Genomic DNA, 564 nt, shown 5'->3' with positions numbered 1-564 from the left:
CAAATATACTATTTAGGTGAGTTCATTAAGGCAGCTTACAAAAACCGACACGATACCTTTGCCAAAAAGTTACAACCTTTCCCATCCGAATTAAGCGTAAATATTGCCAATACCATTCAACAATTTTTGCGCTCGCCATACGCTCTAACTGAAGGTCGCGAACAGCAAGAAGCGCTCGCATCCATGTTGATTGTTGTTGATAGTATTCGTCAACTCGCCATCGCCGCACCCGATGTTTTCGCTATTCTTGATAGCTTTTCAGCGGATAAAAGCGACAGCTATTACTACCGTAAAGCCATAAACAATATCTTTGTCGCTATGGCTGGACACTCACAAACCAAAGCGTTTTACGATGTGATTGAATCTGACTCAAGTTATATCCATCGTTTGAGTGGTTTTATTACCAACAACGAATGGGCGATAGGCACGGATTCTGAACAACTACTTGGCAATGCCGCGCGAGAGCTCGCTAGGCTGGTAAAAACTGAAGATGCAGAGACCAGAAAAGTCGTTGTCGACACTTTAGATTCTTTGTTAAAGCGCTACCCGCTAGGCGGTAGGTCA

At 43.6% G+C, this 564-nt stretch carries 1 protein-coding gene; it reads left to right on the top strand.

Annotated elements, in window-relative coordinates:
* Positions 1-564 (top strand): M9 family metallopeptidase N-terminal domain-containing protein (locus R7044_RS27150; RefSeq protein WP_225456220.1); only part of this gene is annotated, 564 nt, incomplete at both ends.

The sequence above is a fragment of the Vibrio sp. 1402 genome (assembly GCF_033340275.1).
This window is presented reverse-complemented; position numbering and strand designations above follow the sequence as displayed.